The sequence below is a fragment of the Bacillus pumilus genome (assembly GCF_038738535.1).
Classification (GTDB): domain Bacteria; phylum Bacillota; class Bacilli; order Bacillales; family Bacillaceae; genus Bacillus.
This window is the reverse complement of sequence record NZ_CP046128.1, coordinates 2585900-2605068: the sequence shown is the minus strand read 5'-3', so window position 1 is coordinate 2605068 and position 19169 is coordinate 2585900. Positions and strand designations below refer to the sequence as shown.

The 19169-nt window shown below is 41.6% G+C and carries 19 protein-coding genes; 11 read left to right on the top strand and 8 right to left on the bottom strand.

The window, feature by feature from the left end:
• The first annotated feature begins 11 nt into the window (after positions 1-11).
• Positions 12-1511 (top strand): extracellular solute-binding protein, encoded by a 1500-nt coding sequence (locus GKC25_RS13190; protein WP_034665414.1) that lies wholly within the window; start codon positions 12-14, stop codon positions 1509-1511.
• A 45-nt stretch (positions 1512-1556) separates the two neighbouring features.
• Here GKC25_RS13190 and GKC25_RS13185 read toward each other — a convergent pair whose 3' ends face one another.
• Both GKC25_RS13185 and GKC25_RS13180 read right to left on the bottom strand, forming a co-directional pair.
• Positions 1557-2396 (bottom strand): aldo/keto reductase, encoded by an 840-nt coding sequence (locus GKC25_RS13185; protein WP_187704034.1) that lies wholly within the window; start codon positions 2394-2396, stop codon positions 1557-1559.
• Positions 2397-2409: 13 nt separating this feature from the next.
• Positions 2410-3597, bottom strand: a complete 1188-nt coding sequence (locus tag GKC25_RS13180) for an MFS transporter (protein WP_034665544.1) — start codon at positions 3595-3597, stop codon at positions 2410-2412.
• Between the two features lie 157 nt (positions 3598-3754).
• Between GKC25_RS13180 and GKC25_RS13175 the strand changes: the two genes are divergently transcribed.
• Positions 3755-4126: a winged helix-turn-helix transcriptional regulator gene (locus GKC25_RS13175; RefSeq protein WP_003217763.1), complete on the top strand. Its 372-nt coding sequence runs from the start codon at positions 3755-3757 to the stop codon at positions 4124-4126.
• Between the two features lie 37 nt (positions 4127-4163).
• On the opposite strand, the gene GKC25_RS13170 is transcribed toward GKC25_RS13175, so the two are convergent.
• The gene (locus GKC25_RS13170) at positions 4164-6464 is read right to left on the bottom strand and encodes a helix-turn-helix domain-containing protein (RefSeq protein WP_187704033.1); all 2301 of its coding nucleotides are present in this window, start codon (positions 6462-6464) and stop codon (positions 4164-4166) included.
• A 235-nt stretch (positions 6465-6699) separates the two neighbouring features.
• Here GKC25_RS13170 and GKC25_RS13165 point away from each other — a divergent pair, with 235 nt between their 5' ends.
• From GKC25_RS13165 to GKC25_RS13135, 7 genes are all read left to right on the top strand, one after another.
• Entirely contained in the window at positions 6700-7665 is a 966-nt protein-coding gene (locus tag GKC25_RS13165; RefSeq protein ID WP_187704032.1) for an ABC transporter permease, read from the top strand.
• A gap of 18 nt (positions 7666-7683) precedes the next feature.
• Positions 7684-8796, top strand: coding sequence for a glycoside hydrolase family 88/105 protein (locus tag GKC25_RS13160; protein ID WP_187704031.1), 1113 nt, complete (start codon positions 7684-7686; stop codon positions 8794-8796).
• Positions 8793-9317 carry a lipoprotein YteS gene (locus GKC25_RS13155; protein ID WP_187704030.1) on the top strand — a complete coding sequence of 175 codons (525 nt, stop codon included), beginning with the start codon at positions 8793-8795 and terminating at the stop codon, positions 9315-9317. The genes GKC25_RS13160 and GKC25_RS13155 overlap by 4 nt, the downstream gene beginning before the upstream one ends.
• 17 nt (positions 9318-9334) lie before the next feature.
• On the top strand, positions 9335-10627 hold the full coding sequence (locus GKC25_RS13150; RefSeq protein WP_187704029.1) for a Gfo/Idh/MocA family protein: 1293 nt from the start codon (positions 9335-9337) through the stop codon (positions 10625-10627).
• 21 nt (positions 10628-10648) lie between these two features.
• Positions 10649-11332: a YesL family protein gene (locus tag GKC25_RS13145; RefSeq protein WP_095286132.1), complete on the top strand. Its 684-nt coding sequence runs from the start codon at positions 10649-10651 to the stop codon at positions 11330-11332.
• A 54-nt stretch (positions 11333-11386) separates the two neighbouring features.
• Complete coding sequence (locus GKC25_RS13140) at positions 11387-11698, top strand: rhodanese-like domain-containing protein (RefSeq protein WP_003217560.1); 312 nt, start codon at positions 11387-11389, stop codon at positions 11696-11698.
• Positions 11699-11801: 103 nt separating this feature from the next.
• Complete coding sequence (locus tag GKC25_RS13135; protein ID WP_034665546.1) at positions 11802-11984, top strand: sporulation protein Cse60; 183 nt, start codon at positions 11802-11804, stop codon at positions 11982-11984.
• A 44-nt stretch (positions 11985-12028) separates the two neighbouring features.
• Here the strand turns inward: GKC25_RS13135 and GKC25_RS13130 are convergent, their stop codons facing one another.
• The 4 genes from GKC25_RS13130 to GKC25_RS13115 all read right to left on the bottom strand — a co-directional run bounded on the left by GKC25_RS13130 (position 12029) and on the right by GKC25_RS13115 (position 15816).
• Positions 12029-12553 (bottom strand): CbrC family protein, encoded by a 525-nt coding sequence (locus GKC25_RS13130; RefSeq protein ID WP_187704028.1) that lies wholly within the window; start codon positions 12551-12553, stop codon positions 12029-12031.
• A 124-nt stretch (positions 12554-12677) separates the two neighbouring features.
• Complete coding sequence (gene opuD, locus GKC25_RS13125) at positions 12678-14210, bottom strand: glycine betaine transporter OpuD (protein WP_034665441.1); 1533 nt, start codon at positions 14208-14210, stop codon at positions 12678-12680.
• 140 nt (positions 14211-14350) lie between these two features.
• Positions 14351-14548 carry a hypothetical protein gene (locus tag GKC25_RS13120; RefSeq protein ID WP_034665444.1) on the bottom strand — a complete coding sequence of 66 codons (198 nt, stop codon included), beginning with the start codon at positions 14546-14548 and terminating at the stop codon, positions 14351-14353.
• Entirely contained in the window at positions 14545-15816 is a 1272-nt protein-coding gene (locus GKC25_RS13115) for an NAD(P)/FAD-dependent oxidoreductase (protein WP_106031158.1), read from the bottom strand. Before GKC25_RS13115 ends, GKC25_RS13120 begins: the two co-directional genes overlap by 4 nt.
• 175 nt (positions 15817-15991) lie before the next feature.
• On the opposite strand from GKC25_RS13115, the gene GKC25_RS13110 reads away from it, so the two are divergent.
• A complete protein-coding gene (locus tag GKC25_RS13110) occupies positions 15992-17614 on the top strand; it encodes a putative polysaccharide biosynthesis protein (protein ID WP_034665449.1) in 1623 nt (540 codons plus the stop codon).
• A gap of 16 nt (positions 17615-17630) precedes the next feature.
• Positions 17631-18347 (top strand): pseudouridine synthase, encoded by a 717-nt coding sequence (locus GKC25_RS13105; protein ID WP_034665452.1) that lies wholly within the window; start codon positions 17631-17633, stop codon positions 18345-18347.
• Between the two features lie 270 nt (positions 18348-18617).
• Here the strand turns inward: GKC25_RS13105 and GKC25_RS13100 are convergent, their stop codons facing one another.
• Positions 18618-18839 (bottom strand): DeoR family transcriptional regulator, encoded by a 222-nt coding sequence (locus GKC25_RS13100; RefSeq protein ID WP_008356419.1) that lies wholly within the window; start codon positions 18837-18839, stop codon positions 18618-18620.
• Between the last annotated feature and the right edge of the window lie 330 nt (positions 18840-19169).

Genomic DNA, 19169 nt, shown 5'->3' with positions numbered 1-19169 from the left:
GGAGGGATCTTATGGGGAGAAAGAAATTATGGTTGATTGCGTTTGTCCTGTTATTTGCAGCAAGCGGTATTCTATCCGCATGTTCAAGCAAAGGCACAAGTTCATCAGATGAAAAGGTTGATTTAGATAAAAAGGTAAAGCTGACCTGGATGGCTATTTTGTATCATCAGCAGCCGCCGAAGGATTCCGTCATAAAAGAGATTGAGAAGCTCACAAATACAGAGCTTGATATTACATGGGTGCCTGATGCCGTGAAGGAAGACCGTTTAAATTCCGCACTTGCCGCAGGGAATCTGCCGCAGATTGTCACGATTCAAGACATTAAGAATTCGTCTGCTATTAATGCGTTCAGATCAGGCATGTTCTGGGAAGTCGGTCCGTATTTAAAGGATTATCCAAATTTAAGTAAGATGAACGAACTGATTAATAAAAACGCCTCTATAGACGGTAAGCTTTATGGCATTTATAGAGAGAGACCACTTTCAAGACAAGGAATTGTCATTCGAAAGGATTGGCTTGAAAATTTAAATTTGGATACACCAAAAACATTGGATGATCTTTATGAGGTAGCTAAAGCTTTTACTGAAAAAGATCCGAATCAAAACGGAAAAGCGGATACAATTGGCTTTACGGATCGGAACGATTTGATTTATGGGGCATTTAAAACACTCGGTTCATATGAGGGAATGCCGACAGACTGGAAAGAAGAAAATGGCAAATTCACGCCAGACTTCATGACAGATGAGTACATGAATACAATGAAATACATGAAGAAACTGCGTGACAATGGCTATATCAACAAAGACTTCCCTGTTACAAGCAAAACACAGCAGCAGGAATTATTCTCACAAGGAAAAGCAGGGATCTATGTTGGGAATATGGTAGACGCAGTGAACTTGAGAGATGACGCGACAGATAAAAACATGGAAGTAGATATCATCAACCGAATCAAAGGCCCAGATGGCAAAGAACGTGTGTGGGCATCAGGTGGTCATAATGGCATCTTTGCATTCCCTAAAACAAGCGTGAAATCAGAGGCAGAATTAAAACGGATTTTGGCCTTCTTTGATCGCATTGCAGAAGAAGATGTATATGGTTTCATGACGTACGGTATAGATGGCGAGCATTATAAGAAAGAAGAAGGGAATACATTTGTCAGAGAAGAAAGCCAAGTGAAAAGCTGGCAGACAGACGTACAGCCGCTTGTCAGTCTAGTAGGAATTGATAAACGTTACTTGAAAAATAAAGGAGATGCGGTTCGTACAAAATATGAAGAGCTAGAAGAAGACAATCAAAACATCATCGTCGCCAATCCTGCTGAAAGCCTGTATTCAGAAACAGCCTCAGAGCGAGGAAACGAATTGAAAAAAATCATCGATGATGCGACTTATAAGTTCATTCTTGGAGACATCAGTGAAGATCAATTTAAGAAAGATGTAGAGAAGTGGAAATCAAACGGTGGTCATAAAATCATAGAAGAATATGAAGCTTCCTTTAAAAAATCAAAATGATCAACATAAACACCCCCGCACAGTTAAAAAGCGGGGGTGTTTTTATTAAAAGTCAAAGTTGTCTGGGTCTGGACCGATACGTTTGTTTTCATTTAAGTCAGAAAGGCGCTTCATATCCTCATCAGATAAGGCAAAATCAAATATGTCTGCATTTTCTTTTAAACGATGGGCTTTCGTTGATTTTGGAATGGTGATGACGCCTTTTTGCACATCCCAGCGCAAAATAATTTGAGCAGGTGTTTTGCCGTATGTGTCCGAGAGCTCTTTGATCACCGGATGATGAAGCAGTTCCCCCTGCATTAGCGGTGACCAAGCTTCCATTTGAATGCCATGTGTGTTCAAATACGTAAAGAGTGTTTCCTGCGTCAGTTTTGGGTGAAACTCCACTTGATTAATAGCTGGTATGATGTCTGCATCTTTTAATAGTTCGTCTAGATGATGCGGCTGGAAGTTGCTCACACCAATGGCTCTGACCTTTCCTTCACGATACAAGGTTTCAAGCGCACGCCAAGCGTCTTTATATTTTCCTTCAACCGGCCAATGGATTAAATATAGATCAAGGTAGTCAAGCTGAAGTTTTTTCAAGCTTTCCTCATATGCTTGTAGGGTGGATTCATATCCTAAATCGGCATTCCACACTTTTGATGTCACAAAGAGGTCTTCGCGGCGAAGTCCTGTTTCTGCTAGACCAATTTGTATGCCTCGTCCAACCCCTTCCTCATTGCCATAAATAGCCGCTGTATCAATACTGCGATAGCCTAATTGAATGGCTGTTTTGACGGCGTCTATTAATTCTGCGCCATCTTCAACCTTGAATACACCAAGACCAAATCCTGGCATGTGGATCCCATTGTTTAATGTTTTTGTACTTTGTAAATGGTTCATATTGAAAACTCCTTTAGATGGTTTGATTTTGTTCTTGTTGTTCCATTCGAAAACTAATCATCGTGAGAATTGCTGCGATAAGGACCATGATGCCGCCGACCCAGCCTGTATGCACAAGCCCAAGAGTATCTGTCACGATGCCGCCTAAAAATGAGCCGATGGCGATACCGGCATTAAAGGCAGCGATATTCATAGCGGAAGCGACGTCGACTGCTCCTGGTGTGTATCTTTCTGCAAAGTCAACGACAGCTACTTGCAATCCAGGAACATTCATGAAAGCAAACAGTCCCATCAGCATGACGGTTCCAATGCCTAGCACCGTGAATCCAGCAGTCAAGCTAAGGGTAAACAAAATGATGCTTTGGATGATAAACATGTAAATCAGTGCTTTCATTGGCTGCTCATTAGCAGCCTTTCCGCCAATGACATTTCCGGCTGCGATCGTGATCCCGTATAAAAGCAGGATCAAGGCCACCGCCCCAGGCGCAAGACCTGTCACATGCTGTAAGAGAGGGGATAAATACGTAAAGACGACAAAGGTTCCTCCGTATCCTGTTGCTGTAATGACAAATAGAAGCAAGATTCTTTTTGTTTTTAATAAGACAGCTTGATCCTTAAATGATGTTTTCACGCCTTGCTTTAATTGAGATGGAACAAGAAAATAGTTGGATATCAGTGCGATCAGACCAATGATGACAATCACACCAAATGACGTCCGCCAGCCGAGCTCATGGCCAAGAAATGTCCCAAATGGCACGCCCGTCACAGTAGCAACTGTTAATCCAGTGAACATAAAGGCAATCGCACTTGCCCGTTTTTCTTTCACTACAAGGCTTGCAGCAATCGTAGAGCCGATGGACATAAAGATTCCATGGGATAAGGCTGAAATGACCCGTCCGATTAATAGCACTGAAAAAGTCGGAGCAATCGTGGCTAGTGTATTTCCAATCAAAAAGACGAGCATAATGAGCAATAGCAATGTCTTTCTTTTCATCGTTGAAGTCAGAGAAGTCAAAATAGGCGCGCCGAATGTCACACCAAGTGCATATAAAGAGACGGTCCAGCCCGCCTGGCTGACGCTCACTCCAAAGTCCTCTGAAATCATCGGCAAAAGACCGACACTAATGAACTCAGTGGTTCCTATAGCAAAAGCACTAATGGCTAGTGCGAGAAGGGCAAAGTGGTTTTGCTTTTTCTTCATGAATAAGTGTTCACATCCTTCTATGATGACATTTTGATAGACGAAGCCGATCGGCAAGAGTTATTATCTAACATAGATGACGAAAAAAAAAGTACGTACTTTTTTGTAATATAGGTACTAAAAAGTGCCTGTTCGCACAAAGAGGAGTGAGGATTTGATGGAAAAGAAAAAATATAATATCTCAGTGGAAGCGACCCTTGAGGTCATTGGCGGGAAGTGGAAGTGCGTGATTTTATGTCATTTAACACATGGAAAAAAACGCACGAGTGAATTGAAGCGGCTCATGCCAAACATCACACAAAAAATGCTTACACAACAGCTGAGAGAGCTTGAAAGTGATGGGGTGATTAACCGAATTGTGTATGAGCAAGTACCGCCTAAAGTGGAATATGAATTAAGTGAATACGGACAGTCGCTCGAAAGAATTCTGAATGCGCTTTGTGATTGGGGAGCAGCTCATATTGAACGTGTGTACGGAGAGCCGCTTTCAGTGCTGGAAGACAGCATTTTAAATGAACAATTTAAATAAAAAAGTCCCGCTTCCTGTGCGAGCGGGACTTTTTGTCTTATGTGCCTTTTTTGTGGTCGCGGTATTTGCCAGGGGTCGTGCCTTCTAGTTTTTTGAAGGAACGGATGAAGTTTTGCGGATTTTTATATTTCAGTTTTTCCGAAATTTCTTTGACGGACATATCGGTTTCCACGAGCCAGTTTTTGGCGACATGGTGTCTGTAGGACGAGAGATATTCACTAAAGGAGATATCCATTTCCTTTCTAAAAATACTGCTTAAATAATTGGGGTTGTAATGCAGGCGTGTGGCGATTTCATCCAATGTAAGATCTGAGTCGAATTCTTGATGAATGATATGAATGATTTTCTCTGAGATGTTTTTGTATTGTGAGTCCTCACGTGCACCTAGCTGGTCAATAATCGGCCGAATGATCTCATGTTTCAGCCATGCTTCGGTATCTTCAAAGGTTTTAAATTCAAAAATCGTATCATACAGCATTTTGTTGTCTTCGACCTCAAATAATTCAATGCCAAGCAAATGCATCAGCTCAATCAAATTGTTTAAAAAACGGGCGAGAGCGATATGGTATTCATGCGGTCCTGCATTTTTAGAGAAAATGGATTGCAGGAGCACATGTAAATAATGATCCGCCTTGCCTTGATCACCTGCTTTCATCGCATCGAATAAATCATGCTGCAGCTGTTTTGGAAAATGGGTTTTAAACGTTTTTCCTTGCTGAATATGTTCATATAAGATAATGGATTTTTTCTCTGCTTTGAGCCTGTATTTTAAGGCTTCTTTTCCTTCAATGTAAGCCTGTTTCGCCATCGTGAGCTCCTTAAACTGGCGGCTGATCCCGATGCTGATCGATAAACCAAGCTCTTCCTCGATGCGCTGCTGAATAGTTTCCGCTAATTGATTTAAATATTCAGTAAACTCTTCATCTGACTTTGAGTGATTCAGGATAATCGTCGTTTGATGCTGATTGACAACCGTTGGCTGAAGGTGCTCATCTTGCGGAATCATCTGCTCGATCAGTCCATTGATGGCAAATAACAGCAAGTCAGCATCCTTTTTTTCATAAGGTGTTCCTTTTAACGTATCGATTTGGGTCACAAGCATGGATAAATGAGACCAGCCCTGAGGGAATCCCAAACTTTGGAACCGGTTGTTAATCTCTTCTTCTGTCAGCTTACCGAGCAATAGCCGCACCATAAAGTATTGCTGAAGGTGCGTGACTTGCTGCTCAATACGTTCCTCTAAATCATTGTTTTGATCCTTCATTTGTTTAATACTCGACTCAATCAACTCAAATTCATTTTGAAAAGGCTGTTTTTGCAAAAAGGATTCATTGCGTGCAAAGGACTCATATAACAAGCGGATTGGTTTATAAAAATGTCTGGACCCAAACCATGAAAATAGTAATGAAAGCGCTAACAAAATAAAGCAGATAATAAAAGTGATCCACCCAATTGATTTCGTTTGTGCCTTGAGTTCTGGAATGGAAACAAAGGATAGGTACGTCCATTCGTTATAGTCTGATTTTTGAAACGTAATTTGATAGTCTAGTTCCTCGATCTTCATGTTAAATTGACCTGATCGTTCTTCACGTGATAGGACATGCTTGACGAGCTCTTGATTCTTCAAGGATTCACCAATTTGTTCTTTGCGGTTATGTAGCAGCACTTTTCCGTTTGTATCAATGACAAACATACTGTCAGATTGAGAGAAGTCAGGCATATTGTCAGCAATCGTGCAGCTCGGAATGCTGGCGACAGCGATCCCTTTTTTCTGGACACTGTTCATAGGGAGTTGTTTGATTAAGTTCACATTGTATTTGCAAAAGGAGGACTTTCCTTCTTTTGTCGCAACAAGTGGATTATTCTCTTCAAGTGCCCAGCTGGAATGACTCGGTATATTGAGGTAAGAGGTGAGCGCTTTCTCTTGGTCTCCGCTTGTGACATGATAAAGTCCCGAATTGTTCATGTACCAGTCTTCCATTTTACTCACGAGTGTAATATTGGAAAGAGCGGTGTCAAAGGTTTGCAGGTAGTTTAGTTCCTGCTGTACTTGATTATAAAGCTGGAATTGGTCTGGATTTAAAGGTTCTGCCAGTGTTTGAAGGAGAGGCGGCGAACTGACATAGTGAGTGAGAGAATGATCCACTGTTTTTAAAATATGCTCAATATTGGATTGCGTTTGTTTGACGCTGTCCAGCTTTTCATTTGAGATATTTTCGAGTGCGGTTTTTTGCGAATGCTGATAAGAAAAAATACCGACAATGATGACAGGAATTGTACTAAGCATGAAAAAAAACGTCACAAGCTTGTAATAAAATTTATACTGCCTTCTTTTCATAAAACCCCCCATTTCAAACGGAACAATCTTTTCCCCTTAATTTATTAATCCAAAAATTTGGTAGGTTTGTCAATAATCATTTTCTGAGATTAGGATCATTTTCTTATGTTTTATGTAACGTTTTGAGTAGCTTCCCCTAAGTAAATATGATCTGATGATATGATTGTAGACGGATTTTTCATCCTTAAGATACAGTTAACACATGCATCAATCAGCATGAGGGGAGGCTTTATCTATGAAAACAGAGGATGTCACTGCCAAGGGTATGCCTGCGGCAGCTTTGAAAAAAGAAAGGAGAAAGCGCTTACTTAATCAATTGATTAGTCAAAAGTTTTTGTATGTAATGATTTTGCCAGGGCTCATTTATTTTCTTGTCTTTAAATATGTGCCGATGTGGGGGCTTATCATTGCCTTTCAAGATTACCAGCCGTTTCTCGGTATTCTTGGGAGTGAGTGGGTTGGCTTCAAACACTTTATTCGATTGTTTACAGAACCAACATTTTTCATCTTATTAAAAAATACACTGATTTTATTTGCCATGAATGTCGTGATTTTCTTTCCGATTCCGATCTTATTGGCCCTGCTTTTAAACGAGGTCAGATTGGCATTGTTTAAGAAATTTGTCCAGACGATGATATACATTCCTCACTTCATGTCATGGGTGATTGTCGTGTCCTTATCTTTTGTTTTGTTAACAGTAGATGGCGGGTTAATCAATGAATTGATTGCTTTCTTTGGAGGGGAAAAGATTAACTTCCTCCTTAGTCAGGAATGGTTCAGACCCATGTACATTTTACAGGTGATCTGGCGGGAAGCAGGCTGGTCGACGATCATTTACCTTGCGGCGATTACAGCGGTAGATCCGCAGCTATATGAAGCAGCAAAAATGGATGGAGCCGGCAGACTGAGACAAATGTGGCACATCACTCTTCCTGCCATTAAAAGTGTGATTGTCGTTCTGCTTATTTTGAAAATTGGTGACACATTAGAGCTTGGCTTTGAGCATGTCTACTTATTACTCAATGCAACGAACCGGGAAGTAGCAGAAATCTTTGATACGTACGTCTATACAGCTGGTCTTAAGCAAGGACAATTCAGCTATAGTACCGCTGTTGGTCTATTTAAAGCAGCCGTTGGACTCATTTTGGTCATGCTGGCGAACCGTTTAGCGAAGAAATTCGGGGAAGAAGGTATTTACTAAAAAGGGAGATGAAGAAGAATGACATTATCGACTGAAAAGGGATCACCACTTGAGCATGCAGAGAAATTAGCACAAACAATTATGAAAGCGCATACACCAATTGAGCTGCCTCCAGCTGGAAGATGGCATTATCATCAAGGCGTTTTTCTTTGCGGTGTGATGAAGCTATATGAGGCAACGAAGAACGAGACGTATTTCAATTATGTGAAAAGCTACGCAGATTCGCTCATTGATGAGTATGGAAACCTGTTATTTCGCAGAGATGAGCTTGATGCGATCCAAGCAGGGCTCATTTTATTCCCTCTTTACGAACGGACGGGAGAGAAGCGGTATGTGCTGGCAGCGGAGAAGCTTCGGGGGCTTTACCGTACATTGAATCGCACATCTGAGGGCGGGTTTTGGCATAAAGACAATTATGCCTATCAAATGTGGTTGGATGGTCTCTACATGGGAGGACCTTTTGCCTTAAAGTATGCAAAGCTGAGAGGTGAAGAGGAACTGGTGGATATGGTGATCCATCAAGAGTATCTCATGAGAAAGCATACAAAAGATGAAAAAACAGGTCTGTACTATCACGCGTGGGACGAACGAAAAGTGATGCCATGGGCTGATCAAAAAACAGGCTGTTCCCCCGAGTTTTGGGCAAGATCGTTTGGCTGGTATGTCCTTGCATTAGCAGATATGATCGAGGATCTGCCAGAAGAGCATGAGGGACGAAAGGTTTGGAAGGAAACGCTGACAGACATGCTGGAAAGTGTAGCCAAGTACCAGGATCAAGACACAGGTCTTTGGCATCAAATCATTGATAAAGGTACTCATAGCGACAATTGGCTTGAAAGCTCAGGATCGTGTTTATTCATGTATGCCATGTCAAAAGCCATGAATGAAGGGTATGTCAGCCTCCGTTATGTCGATCATGTGGTGAAAGCATACCAAGGCTTAATTCATCATAAGACGGCTGAGACAGAAAACGGTGATTTTACCATCAATGATATTTGTATCGGAACATCTGCTGGATTTTATGATTACTACGTTGAAAGAGAGCGAAGCACAAATGACTTGCACGGGGCAGGCGCTTTTATTATGGCGTTAACTGAGCTAGAGAAGCTGTCTGTTTTTCAGAAGGCATGAAGAGGCGAAAAAGTGGTGCGGTATGGCTCCTCAGCTTCATCGCTGCCCTTTGTTTGTCAGCCTGCCAAGGGAAAACAAACGGTATTGATGTTCTGATTTTTTCTGACATGTCAAAGGGGATGAAGGATCAATTAGTCGAGAAGGCTTTTCAGACGGAACATGAAACTTATAGCGTCCACATCTTTCCGGCGATTCCTGAAAAGCTTCTTGTTGAAATTACCGCAAAAGAGGGGGACATCATGCTTGTCCCAGAAGAAATGTTTAGAACATATGATGATCCTGAAAGCTTTCAGCTGCTTGAAGAAATGGGCATAGATGATCAAGCGGCAGGGCCATATACGGTCGAGGACAAAAAGACAGGGAAAACGGTCGATTATGCGGTTCAAGTCAATAAAGGCACGAAAAAGCTAAATGGCTATACCTTTCAATTACACCGAGATATGGTCGCTTTTATTCCCGTGTATGCTGACAAGTCCAATGAGGCGCTGTCTCTCATGAAACAATTTCGTGAAAATCGATAGAAAAAGGGGTGGAGCCTGTGAAACGGGTCGTGGTTTGCGGACTCAGTCATCGTGCGTTCAATATGTTTATTAAACCGCTCACAGAGGATTTCAATGAGCATTACAAGATTACAGGGCTTCTAGATATAGATCATCATCGGTATACACTTTGTCAGGAGCGTTTTCCATCACTGCGAGGCGTCTCGTTTTTTCATGAAGAGGCATTTGATCAAATGGTGAAGGAAGCAAAGCCAGATATCGTCATTGTGGCAGGCCGGGATGACACACATGTCACATATATCTTGCAAGCACTTGACCATGATCTCGATGTCATCACTGAAAAGCCAATGGTCACAACAGCAAAAGACGCCAAAAAAGTGATGGAAAAAGAAAAGAAAAGTAAAGGGAAGGTCACAGTCACTTTTAATTATCGCTACAATCCATTTCATCGAAAGGTCAAAGAACTCATTTTAGAAGGAAAGATTGGAAGGGTCACATCTGTTGAACTGAGCTGGCTTATTGATACGTATCATGGTGCTAGTTACTTCAAAAGGTGGAACCGAACGAGGCAATTCTCTGGCGGACTATCCATTCATAAATCGACGCATCATTTTGATTTGGTCAATTGGTGGATCAATCAAAAGCCGAAGCAAGTATTTGCCTATGGGGCGCTGAACTATTACGGAAATGAAAGTCCTTGGAATCCCTTGCAGGGGGGAGAAAACAGATATTGCGGAACATGTCATGTGAAGGATACATGTCATTATGAAGCAAGGTGGAATCCGCGGGTAGAACGCTCAAAGGTCGAGGACGACCATATCGAATCCAGTAAGGAGCAGTCTCAGCAGTACTCAAATTATCGCCCAGACGCCTGTATTTTTGATCAGGAAATTGACATTGAGGATACATATGTGGCATCAGTGGCATATGACCAAGGGGCTCTGCTCAGCTATTCAATTCAATTCTCAGCGCCATATGAAGGATACCGGCTTGCCATTAATGGGACAAAGGGACGTATTGAAACAAATGAGTTTCATGTGCCATCAAGAATTCCTTTTCAATTCCCAGAACAGACGATTTCTTATTATCCGATGTTTGGGGCAAAAGAGACAATTGAAGTCGTGAAACAGCCAGGGGGACATGGCGGCGGAGACCCTCTGCTTCTGGCCGATTTATTTATAGGAAAAGATCCTTTAATTCACTATGACATATCAGCAGGAGCAGAGGCTGGTGCTTATTCGATTGCACTTGGGGAAGGCATGTGGCGGTCTGTTTCAGAGAAACGTCCAATTGACATAGAAGAGTTGCTTCATAAAGAGACGGTGTTATAAGAAAGAGAGGAGGGGAAAGAGATGGATCATGATGGTTCAATGAGCAGAATGCTTCGAATGTGTGAGTGGGTGATGAGACTTGCCTATACGAATTTGCTGTGGCTGCTGTTCACCATGCTGGGGCTTGGGATCTTTGGATTGATGCCTGCGACCACTGCGTTATTTTCGGTGATGAGAAAGTGGATACAAGGGCATGAGCAAGTCAGCGTTTTCCGCACTTTTTGGAAGGTGTACCGTGAGGAGTTTGTACGCTCTAACTTGATTGGAGTGACGTTATTTATCATAGGGACGATTATATATGTAGACCTTGCGTATATTTATCCAACGAGCTGGTTTTTGCATGTGCTTCGTTTTGCCATTTATATCTTTGGTTTTCTATTTGTTGTAAGCTTGTTTTATATTTTTCCGCTGCTGGCTCATTATGATTGGAAAAAACGTCTCTATCTGAAATTCTCTCTTTTGCTTGGTATCTCATATTTGCAATATACACTCTGTATGCTCGTTTTCTCGGCTCTGCTGTTTGTTCTCTTTGCTTATTTGCCGGGAATCGTGCCGTTCTTTAGTGTGAGTATACTCGCCTATGGCCACATGTGGCTGGCCTATCAAGTATTCAAAAAGGTAGAGTTTGAAAGTGAGCAGCAGACAGCCGAAGTGAAGAAACAGCTGTCGTCTTTCCTTCAATCGAAGCGGGTGAATACACAGTGATGTGTATCATTTGCTATAATGGTGTCACCGTGATTAAAAGGAGAGATGAGCGTCGTGTCAGTAAAAGAAATCTCAATAGAAGAATTAAAACAAAAGCTAGAGCAAGAAGAAGCCATTCAGCTTGTTGATGTGCGTGAGGACGAGGAAGTAGCAGAAGGAATGATTCCAGAAGCTGTCCACATTCGAATGGGAGATATTCCTGAGAAACTGGATGCATTCGATCAAACGCAGGAATATTATATTATTTGCCGCTCCGGAAAACGTAGTGAAAATGTCTGCTATTTCCTAGAAGACCAAGGCTATCAAGCGACCAATGTCGTTGGCGGAATGCTTGCTTGGACAGGAGAAACAAAACCGAAGCTGTAAAAGAAGTCCGACCTTTCATCTTTGAGATGAAAGGCTTTTTTGTTCATATGCCCGCCCTTATATGCATAAAGATAGAGTAGCGAGAGAAGGGAGAGTGGCATATGTGCTAAAGGTAGCTGTATTTGATGAAGAACACGAAAAAGATTTGCAGAGCGAAATCAATCTTTTTTTAAAAGGAATGGATGACGACCAAATTATTGATATCAAGTACGATGTAGCGGTGATCTGTGAGCAGGGAGGAGAACAGCTCTACTGTTTTTCTGCACTCATTTTATATAAAAAATAGACGGCATCAAAAAAGGACCTGTTTGAAGGGCCCTTTTTGTTTGATTAGCTAGCGTCAATATATAAACGATGCGTTTTGCAGTGAACACATTGAAAGAGGTAGCCCTGCAAGTCTCCGCCGTTGACGAGCCATTGTTTTAGGTTCTCTTTCGTTAATCCTCCGCCGCTGCAAATGTCTTCGATATCTTCTGTGAGTTCTTCCTCTAAATGTTCTATCTCTTTCCATCCGACATACTGGACGATTGCGCAAAAATCTCCGCAATGGCTTAACCAATATTCCTGCTGCCAGCCGCGATAGCCTGGTGTTCTATAGATCAGTTCATCTATAAATTCCTCTTGATCGACGTCATCACAGCTTACATCGTCTTGAAAGATGCCATCGTATTTTTTAGCGGCTGATCCATCTTTAATGCACCAAGGGCAAATTCCTTTCACATCTTCAACAGAATAAAATGGACCATGATACACATATTCTCTTTCTATTTCACAAACAGGACATGTCGTAGGCTCTTTTTTGATCACGTTTAACGAAACTGGATCTGGGTTGTACTTGAATGTAGGCAGCGTCATATAAACCTCCATTATGTAGAAATGATTTCATCATTATTTTACAGGAATCCTCATGCTTGCAACAATCTTAAATTGTATATATAAAAAAGCCGTTCTTATGAGGAACGGCTTTTTTCGCTTGAGATTATGCTTTTTTTACTCTTGGACTTCGTGGTTTACTGACTTTATTGGCTTGCTTGATGGCTCTTCGTTCATCATTCAGTGACTTGTACAGTGAGACAATCATCAAAATAATGACAACGGAAAACGGCAAGGCTGCGAGCTTGGCTGTATTTTGCAGGGCTTCAAGTCCCCCTGAAAATAAAAGCACGGCAGCAACAGAAGATTGGATGATACCCCAGCTAACTTTGACACCGCCAGAAGGGTTCAATGATCCGTAGGTTGTCTGCATTCCAAGCACAAATGTAGCTGAATCAGCCGATGTAATAAAGAATATAGCGATTAAAATAAGTGCTAGAATCGATGTGATCATCGCCAGCGGATATTCATTTAGTACACCGAAAAGCATTGTTTCTGTTGAAAGACCTGCAACATCGACAATATTCTTTTGCTGTAAATCCATCGCAGATACACCGAAAATCGAGAACCATAGGAATACCAGGATAGAAGGAGCCACTAAGACACCTACTAAAAATTCTCGAATCGTTCGTCCGCGTGACACCCTTGCAATAAAGATTCCGACAAATGGTGCCCAAGATATCCACCATGCCCAATAAAAGATTGTCCATCCATTAATCCATTCTCTCTTCTCAGGATCATTTGGAGATAGACGGAAGCTCATTTGAACGATGTTAGATAAGTATTGCCCAATCGAGTCAGTAAATGAATTTAAGATAAAAACAGTTGGACCTACCAAAAGTAAGAAAAACATCAGAACAGCTGCCAATACCATGTTGATATTACTTAAATATTTAATGCCTTTTCCAATCCCGCTTAGAGCAGATGCAAGGAAAAGCACTGTCACAATCATGATAATGATCAATTGTGTGCTAAAAGCATTCGGAATTTGAAACAGGTAATTCAATCCACCGTTTATTTGTGCCGCACCTAATCCTAGGCTTGTCGCAACACCAACTACAGTTGCAAATACCGCAATACAATCGATGGTTTTTCCGATCCATCCATTCGTTTTATTTCCTAAAACTGGCTGCAACGTTGCACTGATTAAGCCAGGTGCATCTTTTCTAAATTTAAAGTAAGCAATACAAAGTGCAACAATGGCATAAATAGCCCATGCATGAAGCCCCCAATGGAAAAATGTATATCGAAGGGAATCTCGGAAGGCCTGCGCCGTTTCAGTCTCACCTGTTGGTGACTGTATGGCATAGTGGCTGATCGGTTCAGCTGCTCCGTAAAAAACAAGACCAATTCCCATACCGGCACTAAATAGCATCGCAAACCAAGAAAATAGGCCGAATTCAGGCTCTTCCCCTGGTTTTCCTAGTGTAATCTTACCGATTGGGCTAAAGATAAAGAATAGACAAAAGCCGACGAGCAGTGACACCACTAACAAGTAATACCAGCCAAAGTCATTTGTAATGTATGTTTGAATTTGATCAGTGACATTTTGCAGTGTTTCTGGAGAAAAAGCTCCCCATATAACGGCAACAAATGTGATCGCAATCACAATCCAAAATACACTTGATACGTTTTTCACACCATCTCACTCTCCTGTTGTTCTACACGTTTAAGCAGAGGATTTTGCTTAATATCCCCTAACTCAACTAATTTCAAACAAAAAGAGGCGAGCTTCTCACTCGACCTCTACTTTACCGTAACATGTTTTGCTTCCATTAATCAACTATCGATATGTGAAGATGATTTTTCTTCAATTCGTTTACGAAGACGGTAGACGTATTCTTTTAAACAAACAGCGAAGATGGTAAACGCCAAAACAATGGCGACTTTTAACGGGGTAATTGATAGCTTCAAGAAAACAGCGGCTGTCAAACTAATCACAACCGCTAGGATAATTGGAAGTGCACGTCTCATCATGAAAATCTCTCCTTTGCTTCGAGTGCAGCATTCATACCGGCAAGCCTGCCTGTCACAAGTGCTGACGTGATATTGTATCCGCCTGTATAACCGTGAATGTCTAAAATTTCTCCGCAGAAATAAAGACCGGGCATTTTTTTAGACGCCATTTTCTTCGGTTCAATTTCTTTCACAGAAACGCCGCCTCCTGTGACAAACGCTTTGTCTAAGGAAAGAGTGCCGTTCGCATGAACGATAAAGTGTTTGCAATCATTTACGAATGCGCGCAGTTTGTCCTTAGCAAGACCAGAAAATGTGTCTTGCGGATCTATGCCGTTCCGTTCTAACAGAAACAATAAATAGCGTTCTTGCATCCAAGACTTCAGGACATTTTTTATGGCTTTTTTGGGTTCATCTTTTAGGTCTCGATGAAGCTTTTGAAACAGCTCCTCGTCATTAAGCTTCGGATATAAGTCTATTTGCAGACGAACAGTCGGCTGTTTTTTCAATTCTTTCACAACAAATCCGCTGCATCTAAGAACAGCTGGGCCGGATAAGCCAAAGTGAGTAAAAATCATATCCATGACATGTGTGACGACGGGTTTCCCCTTTTTATTTAAAACACTGACAGCCACACTTCTTAAAGAAAGACCTTGTAGCACTTTTTCTTTAATAAAGCGCTCATCTGATGTGACCGGTACTTCTGTTGGGAAGAGCTCTGTAATCGTATGACCAGCGGCTTCTGCCCATGCATAGCCGTCACCAGTAGAACCAGTATGCGGCACACTTTTTCCGCCAACAGCAATGACAACGGCGTTACTTGAAATTTTTTCATCATTATTTGTAACAATTCCAGCTGCTTGTCCGTCTTGATACAGAACTGTTTTAATCTTTTCATTCGTTCGAATGGTGACATTGAGGTTGCGGAGCCTGTCTAAAAGGGCATCCACAACAGATTGTGCTTTGTTTGAGACAGGGAACATACGTCCATGGTCTTCTTCTTTAAGTTCAATGCCGAGGTTTTCAAAAAACGAAATAATATCCTCGTTATTGAACTCAGAAAATGCACTATATAAAAAACGGCCGTTTCCGGGAATATGCTTGATGATTTCTTCTACTGGAAGGCGGTTGGTGACGTTACAGCGTCCACCGCCAGAAATGGCGAGCTTCCTGCCAAGTTTGTTTCCTTTGTCAATTAACAGAACAGTCGCTCCGTGCTCTGCTGATGCAATCGCGGCCATCAGTCCAGAAGGTCCACCGCCAATGACAATGACATCATAATGTTTCATGTTACATTCCTCTTTCTACTTTCAGTCATTCATCTATTATAACGAAAATTGGGGAAGGCTGAAATATGAATTGATTGGTTTTGTGCCTTCTGTATTGGATTTGTTACCTGTGCGTCGAAATGATGTGGTAAAATAGTTAAGTTGAATATTCATTAGAAAAATGGTGGTTAAGCGCATGTCTAATAAACTGCTTCGTGGTACGTTGGTTTTAACGATAGGGACTTATCTCTCTCGTATTCTTGGTATGATTTACTTAATTCCATTTAGCGCAATGGTTGGAGCTACTGGTGGAGCGCTATTTCAATATGGATACAATCAGTATACGATCTTTTTAAGTATTGCTACGCTTGGTTTTCCAACAGCGGTATCAAAATTTGTTTCTAAATATAATGCAATCGGCGATTATGAGACAACAAGGAAAATGTTCAGGGCGGGTATGTCGGTCATGCTTGTCACCGGGATTATCGCCTTTTCTATTTTATATTTGACCGCACCGATTTTTGCCAAGATTCAGCTTGGCGGATCGAATGAAACAGGCGGTTTGACTGTCGATCAAGTGGTATATGTGATTCGGATGGTCAGTTTAGGTCTTTTGGTTGTACCTATTATGAGTCTTGTGCGGGGGTTCTTCCAAGGACATTCCATGATGGGACCGACAGCTGTTTCCCAAGTGATTGAGCAGCTTGTCAGAATCATCTTCCTATTAACTGCAACGTTTATTATTTTAAAAGTGCTTGACGGCGGGCTTGTCATCGCTGTCGGATATGCCACATTTGCAGCACTTATCGGCGCATTTGGGGGTTTATTCACGCTTTATTTATATTGGCTGAAGCGCAAGGACCGGCTCTTATCTATGCAGCCGAATACAGGTGCTTCCTCTGACTTATCTTATAAACAAATGTTTACAGAGCTGTTTAGCTATGCGGCACCGTATGTGTTTGTTGGACTTGCGATTCCAATTTATTCTTATATTGATACAAACACCATTAACAGAGCTATGATTGCATCAGGACATCAGGATATTAGTACAGCGGTATTGTCTATCGTGACGTTATATTTACCGAAGCTCGTGATGATTCCTGTGTCGCTTGCAACAGCGTTTGGCTTAACCTTAATCCCGACGATTACGGAATCATTTACAGCTCGTAACTACAAGCTTCTCAATAGACAAATTGATCAGACGATGCAGGTCATTTTATTTTTCGTACTGCCTGCTTCATTTGGTATCTCGGCATTGGCTGGACCGGTTTATTGGTTTTTCTATCCGTCCGTTCATCCTGAGATTGGGATGTCAATTTTGTTCTGGTATGCACCTGTTGCGTTATTGTTTTCCTTATTCACCATTAATGCAGCAATTTTGCAGGGAATTAACAAACAAAAATTCGCCATTGTCAGTCTGTTGTTAGGGATCATTATTAAAACGGTTCTGAACATTCCGCTAATCAGCTGGCTGCAAGGAAATGGTTCTGTGCTTGCGACTGCGTTAGGCTATAGCGCGTCCATCTTGTATATGTTTATCATGATTAAGCGCCATGCCGGCTACTCGTTCCGCAGGATTTTCAAACGATTTATTCTCATTGGTATTTTAACGGCGATTATGGCTGTTGTGGCGTATGTGACTTGTCAGCTTGTGAGCCAAGTGATTTCGTATGAGGGTGGAATTGTACAAGCGGGTATCGTCATTTTGATTTCAATGATCACTGGCGGCGGTGTGTATCTGTTCTTGTCTTATAAGGTAGGATTACTTGAGCGTGTACTCGGCAGCCGTATGCCGAAATTTTTAAGAAAAAAGAGTTAAGAAGAGGTGGATATTCATGAGGCTTGATAAATTGCTTGCTAGCAGCGGCTTTGGTTCAAGAAAAGATGTGAAGAAGCTGGTCAAGGCACGGGCGGTCACAGTGAATGGAGAAGTGGCGAAGCAGGTGAAAGATCATGTTGATCCATCGAATGATGAAGTGCTCGTACACGGAGAGCGTGTAGAGTATAAAGAATTCATTTACTTAATGATGAACAAACCGGACGGGGTCATCTCAGCAACTGAAGATCTGCGGGATGAAACGGTCGTCGATTTACTAGAGCCGGAGGATATCGCAAGGGAGCCATTTCCTGTGGGGAGACTGGATAAGGATACAGTCGGTCTTCTCCTCCTCACAAATGATGGACAGCTTGCTCATCAATTACTTTCTCCAAAAAAGCATGTGCCAAAAACGTACGAAGTTCATTTGAAATACCCATTAGGAGATCAAGACATCAAGCGTCTTGAAGAGGGCGTTGTCATTTTAGATGATTACCGCACGAAGCCGGCGAAGGTAGAAGTAGATGCGAATGAAAACGAAGATACACGCATCCGTTTAACGATTACTGAAGGAAAGTACCATCAAGTGAAGCTGATGGCGCAAGCAGTGGGAAATGAAGTCATTTTTTTAAAAAGACTCTCGATGGGGGCTGTCTCTTTAGATGAAGATCTAGCGCCTGGGGAGTACCGTGAATTGACGGATGAAGAATTAGACAGCTTAATCAATCGACCATAAATGTAGAATAAAAGAAAAGAACCGGCATATCGCCGGTTCTTTCAGCGTGTAGACAAACCCTCGCATTCGGTGTCAGGTCTGCGCTCCGGTGCTCACGAATGTCAAATTCGCTCCGCTCCGGTACTCGTCCTTCCTAGACTGCAAAGGTTTTCTATCACGCTGAAAAGAAGACAAAAGGCTAAAATGAAGATCATTTTAGCCCTTTGTCAACAATCTGAAGAACCGGCATATCGCCGGTTCTTTTTGTTATATGGACAGTTCATTATAAGCTTAAGATGATATTTTCACTTTTTTTCTCGTTGTTTCCCATTTGCCTCTGCTTGGACTATGAACAAGATCGTTATAGGCAAGCACGTTTAAGTCTCTTTGAATGGTTCTAGGTGTGATCCCGAATTCATCAACCAGCTCTTGTGTCGTCACAAGACCTTTCTCTTGAATGAACATATAAACTGATTTAATTCGAGTCATCATACGGTTTGTTGAAGGTTTCAAAAAACCACTCCCTATCAATAAGATCGGATGGACTTGACTAACCACAACTTACTACACTAAAACTGCGAAATAAGGACATGCAACAATGGTAAATGTTCGTGTTTCTTAATGTTTTATTCTATTATACACGTTATTATGCATCTAGTTCCACCAAAAAGTCAACTTTACGTGTTTTTTAACTTGTCTTCATGAATCGAAACATGGTATATACCATGTTTTGAATTCGGTTACAACCCAATAGGCGTAAGGGGTATGGAGCATACCGTCACATTCAAACATCCAAAAAATAAACACAGAAAATTTACAAAATAAAAAATTCACTCATCTCAA